The sequence below is a fragment of the Nostoc favosum CHAB5714 genome, assembly GCF_020829495.1.
GTDB classification, from domain to species: Bacteria; Cyanobacteriota; Cyanobacteriia; order Cyanobacteriales; family Nostocaceae; genus Nostoc; species Nostoc favosum.
The window spans coordinates 22884-28883 of the sequence record NZ_JAIVFQ010000086.1 but is presented as its reverse complement, the minus strand read 5'-3'; the positions used below and the strand labels follow the sequence as shown (position 1 = coordinate 28883).

6 protein-coding genes are annotated in these 6000 nt (G+C 41.0%); 3 read left to right on the top strand and 3 right to left on the bottom strand.

Annotated features, from left to right (window positions below; genetic code table 11):
* The first annotated feature begins 682 nt into the window (after window positions 1-682).
* The gene (locus LC586_RS31735) at window positions 683-1972 is read left to right on the top strand and encodes a Glu/Leu/Phe/Val family dehydrogenase (RefSeq protein WP_229489422.1); all 1290 of its coding nucleotides are present in this window, start codon (window positions 683-685) and stop codon (window positions 1970-1972) included.
* A 368-nt stretch (window positions 1973-2340) separates the two neighbouring features.
* Here the strand turns inward: LC586_RS31735 and LC586_RS31730 are convergent, their stop codons facing one another.
* Entirely contained in the window at window positions 2341-3477 is a 1137-nt protein-coding gene (locus tag LC586_RS31730) for a Gfo/Idh/MocA family protein (RefSeq protein WP_229489421.1), read from the bottom strand.
* 44 nt (window positions 3478-3521) lie between these two features.
* Complete coding sequence (locus tag LC586_RS31725; RefSeq protein WP_229489420.1) at window positions 3522-3698, bottom strand: hypothetical protein; 177 nt, start codon at window positions 3696-3698, stop codon at window positions 3522-3524.
* Between the two features lie 386 nt (window positions 3699-4084).
* On the opposite strand from LC586_RS31725, the gene LC586_RS31720 reads away from it, so the two are divergent.
* Window positions 4085-4414 carry a hypothetical protein gene (locus tag LC586_RS31720; RefSeq protein WP_229489419.1) on the top strand — a complete coding sequence of 110 codons (330 nt, stop codon included), beginning with the start codon at window positions 4085-4087 and terminating at the stop codon, window positions 4412-4414.
* Window positions 4415-4542: 128 nt separating this feature from the next.
* Window positions 4543-5007 carry a DUF29 domain-containing protein gene (locus LC586_RS31715; protein WP_229489418.1) on the top strand — a complete coding sequence of 155 codons (465 nt, stop codon included), beginning with the start codon at window positions 4543-4545 and terminating at the stop codon, window positions 5005-5007.
* Window positions 5008-5035: 28 nt separating this feature from the next.
* On the opposite strand, the gene LC586_RS31710 is transcribed toward LC586_RS31715, so the two are convergent.
* Window positions 5036-5896: a hypothetical protein gene (locus tag LC586_RS31710; RefSeq protein ID WP_229489424.1), complete on the bottom strand. Its 861-nt coding sequence runs from the start codon at window positions 5894-5896 to the stop codon at window positions 5036-5038.
* Window positions 5897-6000: the final 104 nt, after the last annotated feature.

Genomic DNA, 6000 nt, shown 5'->3' with positions numbered 1-6000 from the left:
TGCGACTTTAGACACTATTAAAATGTACATTCAAAATCAGAACGAAACATGACGGCGAATAAATTCGCCTGCGGCTTACCCCCATAAATAAATTTAGGGGCTTGCACGCCGCGACTTATCCGGTCAAACATGATTGATAAGCTTTGTTTAAGCATTTGTTGCAAATGTATAATCATTTGCTGCTAACGTTGAAACATTTATAAGTTTTGCTTAAGCATTTCTTGCAAATGTATAATCAATTGCTGCAAATATATAAATATTTGTTGCAAAGGTTTAAACATTTGTTGCTAACGTTGAAACATTTATAAGTTTTGCTTAAGCATTTCTTGCAAAGATATAAGCAATTGCTGCAAATGCTCAAGCAATTGTTACTAACGTTGAAACATTTACAAGTTTTGCTTAAACGTTTATTGTAAATGCTCAAACAATTGTTACTAACGTTGAAACATTTACAGGTTTTGCAATACCTTTGCCAATTTACGAGGGTTCAACCAAATTTTTCTTTTGCTAAAGGGTCTTAAATCCACTTATTCATGCGCCAGTCGTACAGAATACCCAACTGAATTCTGTTCGATAAAAATGTAACAAAAACTACAATATTCCTATTTTCCCAAAAAACAAGGATAAGCTAGGCATATATGAGATCCGGTTCGTAAAGATACCGTGATTAGGAGAAAATTTTATGATTTCAAAATCACTGTTGCTGTCAGAACCAGCTTCTCCAGCGCATATATGCCCATTTGACCAAGCCTGTAGCTACTTAGAGGCGGCAGCCAAAGAATTAAATTTAAATCAGGGTTTGCTGGAAATTCTCAGCCACCCGCGTAAGGTTGTGACGGTTTCTATTCCCGTGAAATTAGATGATGGGGAAATACAAGTTCTCGCTGGACATCGCGTACAGCACTCCGATGTTTTAGGCCCCTACAAGGGCGGAATTCGTTACCATCCGGCTGTGACACTACGCGAAGTATCCGCTCTAGCAATGTTGATGACCTGGAAATGTGCCTTGTTAGGTATTCCTTACGGTGGTGGGAAGGGTGGCATTGCTATAGATCCCAAACGCTACAGTGTTGGCGAATTAGAGCGAATTAGCCGCCGTTATATCAGCGAGTTGATTAAAGATATTGGGCCTTCCGTAGATATTCCTGCCCCAGATATGGGTACTTCGTCCCGTGAGATGGCTTGGATGATGGACACTTACTCTGTGAATGTTGGTCATGCTGTACCAGGGGTTGTAACTGGGAAACCGCTTTCTATTGGTGGTTCGCTGGGACGAGAAATGGCAACCGGACGTGGCGTGATGATTATTGTCCGTGAGGCGCTGGCACAGCAAGGTAAATCTTTAGCAGGAGTGCGAGTAGCCATTCAGGGTTTCGGTAACGTTGGTAGTGCCGCAGCAGAATTATTACATCAAGCAGGCGCGAAAGTTATCGCTGTTTCAACGGGTGCTGGAGGAATATTTTCCGAAGTCGGTCTTGATATTCCCAAGTTGAAAGTCTACGCTGCTGAAAATCGCAAGAGTATTATGGGTTTCCCGCAATCTGTACCAATTAGCAATGCAGATTTATTAACTTTGCCCTGCGATGTTTTAATACCGGCGGCTTTAGAAAACCAAATAACTGAAGAAAATGTGAATCAAGTGCAAGCACGAATTGTCGCAGAAGCGGCTAATGGGCCGATTACCCTTGAGGCTAACTTGGCATTAGAGGCGCGGGGTGTGACAGTGCTACCCGATATTTTGGCGAATGCTGGCGGTGTGGTAGTCAGTTATTTGGAGTGGGTGCAGGGTCTTTCCTACGTATTTTGGGATGAGGAGCGTGTTAACCGCGAAATGGAGCATTTGATGGTACAAGCTTACCATCGGGTGATTCAGCAGTCGGAGGTACGGCAAATTCCTCTGCGATTAGCTGCTTACACTTTAGGGGTAGGTAGAGTGGCTCAGGCGCTGACTGACAGAGGTCTTTATCCTTGAGATTTAGGCATACACAGCAGGTTTTTAATTGAATAGATATGTAGGGGCACAATATATTGTTGTGCCCTTATATGTTATTAATAGCCAGTATTTCTGTTAAGCGATCGCTACAAAATGACTAATACTAAGTGTCTGTTATCTGACAATCATACACTTATACCAATTCTGTATGAAGATGCGCTAAACCATATTTAAGTACAAGAAAGAAGAAAGAGAAACGAACCGCAAAGGACGCAAAGGACACAAAGAAAGAAAGAAAGAAAGAAGTTAAAAGGGTTTGGCGCAGCCTCACAAAGAAATGGTATTAGTACATTCTTTATCTCACCAAGCTTGATTTGTGCAACTTCACAAAGAATTAGTATTAGTAATCATTCCCCAGAAGGTGCAGCAGCATGAATCAAGTCTGGCTTCTCGTCACTAGGAGGACGCTCAATAGTTTGAGCCGATGTGGGGCGTTGATGGCGTAGTTTACCGCCGTAGGCATCGCGAGTTTGGATCTGCACAGGTTTACCCGTCTCAATTGACTGGTAAAGCGCTTGAATGATCGAAACATCAATCAACCCTTCCGTCCCAGATGGTTCTGGGTCTTTATCTTGCAGAATACAATCAGAGAAGTAGGTAAATTCAGCCGCTAGTTGATCGTGATCCTCAAAGGTACGCTCTTGGGTTTCACCATTAATTGTCAGGTAATGCTTGATTTCTCCCTGCCAAGGATATGCAGGATTTACTCGTAAATCGCCTTGAGTACCTACAATCTGATAGGTTGAAACACTTGCTCCTCCAAAGCTACAGGTAAATGTTGCCAATCGCTCATTCGGGAAACGTAAGATGACGCTAGCCATTTCTTCCACTTCGCTGAAGCGTTGTTCTCCGTTATTGGCAGCTACAGCAAATACTTCGATTGGTTCATCTTGAAATAGGTAACGTGCAGCATTAATACAGTAGATGCCAATATCATAGAGCGTTCCACCACCTGTAACATCTCGTAAACGAATATTGCCTTCTTCTACTTGCTGAGTAAAAACCGAGTTGAAAATTCGTGGTTCACCAATTTGCTTTGAACGCAAAATTTCGACTGCTTGTAAATTGGCTTCTTCTAAATGTAAGCGATAGGCAATCATCAGCTTCACATTATTGTCATTGGCAGCTTTAATCATTGCCTCACACTCTTGTTCTGTTACTGCCATTGGCTTTTCACATAATACATGAATTGCCTGATTAGCAGCCCGCACAGTGTAGTCACAATGCAAGTGATTGGGCAACGCAATATAAACTGCATCAACCTCGCCGCTTGCCAAACAGTCCTCATACTCCTCGTAGGAGTAAGTATGCTCTATACCATACTTTTTGCTCAGTTCTTCGTTTTTAGTAGGGTCATCTGAAACCAATGCCACTAATTCTGAGTTTTCGGCGTGGGCAAATGAAGGCAAGGCAGCTTCTTGGGCAAACCAACCTAAACCAACGACAGCGTAACGAATTTTGCGCTTACCATTTGCAGCAGTCATTTTTCTACTCCCTGATGAAGGAACAATTTTGTAATTTCAATGCACTAATTACAGACTAATTCTTCTGTTCTAGTGTGTAAGTTCAATACTATATAGATTTGATTGAATTGCTCAACCAATTTTGCGCCCTTAGCTTTTTCTGCTTCTGCAAAAAGTTTCTCAACTTGGCGATGTTCTGCTTCAATTAATGAAAGAATGTCTGTTGCTTTAGTTTTAGCCATTTTTTCCCCTCAGTAATAATCAATTGATAGGGTTGAGAATTTGGAGATTGATGAATGGGATCTTGTATATTCTCAATGACTTGGTAAATTAAAACCTCATTCTTTCAGTAAGCTTTAGTTTAGACTTAAGGAATATTTTTGGTATTGCACCTTAACTGAAATTCATAACCTCAGTATGATGGATACTGAGTATGTAGCGTTAGCAGCGCAAGGCTATGACCCAAACCTTAAATGCCAGTTGAAGATTCCCACACATTTGGTGCAGCCTCACAAAAAAGTGGTAGAAATCCTGAACACAACTAATTTTTAATTGTATTTAATATTACATATTAAATAATGACAAATACTTAGTGCTTGTGTAAATTAACCTCCCCCAACAGGGATTATTGCTTCTGCGTCAAGCGCCTGATAACTCCACAGATGACTTTCGCCCTGGACAATGGAAAGGGAAAGCTATTGAAGAATTGCTTCAGGAGCGATCGCGTTTACTTGTTGTGCAACTCACTGGTTGGTGTAAAAGTCTAGTTTATCCCTTTATTCTTAATCATTTACAGCAACCAAAAGATACAAAAGCTCTGACGGAATGTCTGGATGTGAGACTATCTCAAATGCAGGATTGGTTAAATAGGGCTGTGAATGAAGGTAAGGTGAGAAAAATTAACAGACCAGTCGCTTATATAATTAATCAACCAACAACTCAACTTTTTTTATTATGATGGTGTTAAAGAGGGTATTTTGATTTTGGTGAGAGATTATAGGCAATTCTGAGTATTCAAAATCTGAAGCATAATTGGTGTATAAAACACAAACTTTCTAATACAAATAATAGGAGTTGAACAAGTGTATGGTGATACAAAGAGAACCAGCAACTCAAACCTTATACGACCAAGATTATTACCTTTGGCTGAGGACGACTATCAATCAACTTCGTGCTGGTCAGTTTTCTGCTGTTGATTTAGATAATTTGTTAGAAGAATTAGAAACTATGGGTAGGAGCCAGAAGCGAGCAATTGAAAGTTTATTAATTAAGCTTCTTCAACATCTACTAAAACTCAAGTGTTGGGATGAAGAACGAGAACGTAATCAAGGACATTGGAAAGGAGAAATCAGGACTTTTCGTAGAGAGATTAAAAAAGCTCTTAAAGATAGTCCTAGCTTAAAACCTTACATTTTAGAAATATTTGATGAATGTTATCAAGACGCAAGGAAAGAAGCAAGCGATCGCTCTCAACTTCCCATTGATACATTCCCTGTTGCACTGCTTGGCTCTTTAGAACAAATTTTAGATGAAAACTGGTTTCCTGAGTAGAAGTGGTGCGATTTGGCAAATACGATCGTTAAATACCAGCCTCAGTCAATGCCCGACTCAACGCATCAACCAAATTTAAACTTTCCGCCCACTCTATAAGGTAAGTGTAGTCTAAACTTTGTGCTTGCAACTTGAGTATCCCCAATACATCACGCCACTGTTTTTCAGATTGACTACTTTGCCGCCACCACAACTTCTGTAAAATCGTATCCTCTGGCGAAGCCACCCAGAATTGAGGTATCGTATCTAAATCAGGCAATATCCGACGTGCCATCTGCGATACTGCAAATGGTGAGCCATCAGTAATGTACAGATCGGCATTAGCGATGGTTTCGGTATGTGTGATGTTGAGCATTCGCTCATATCCTCGCTTCAAATCTTCAACCGCCCCTGCTGGACAATAGTATCCTGCTGCTTCCAGTGTCGTCACCAACAAATCGATTTGGTCGGGTTGAACTGAAATTACCAAATCTAAATCCCGTGTCGAGCGAGGTTCGCCATGAATTGAACTAGCAACACCTCCACTAACGTAATAAGCTATATTTATTGACTCAAAAAGCTGATGGAGTTCGCCTGCTAGTGAGATGGAATCTTGAATCCACATACTTTCATCAACACCAATAAACTGGAAGTTTGGAGAGAATTTTTCTGCCAACAAAGCACGCGCAAATATACAACGGATTTCCTCTTTGGAAGCACTGCGATGTCGTGATTTAATTCCTGCAAGGCAAAGTTTTTTTACCCCACGTTCATGAGCCGCGAACATTTTTATTCGTTGTTCAAGTGAGAGGTTTCGCAACCGGGAAAACAGATAAATATCGGCATCGATGCTGGTATCGGCGGCTTGCGGTCGATAATTTAGTTTTGCGCCCATCTGCGAGGATGCCATTTTAGCAGTTGCAACATCAAAAGTTATTAATCGTGGTTCTGTGGTCATAATACTCAACTTGATGTGCGCTTCAACGCGATCGCCTACATAAGTACTGCATTGTA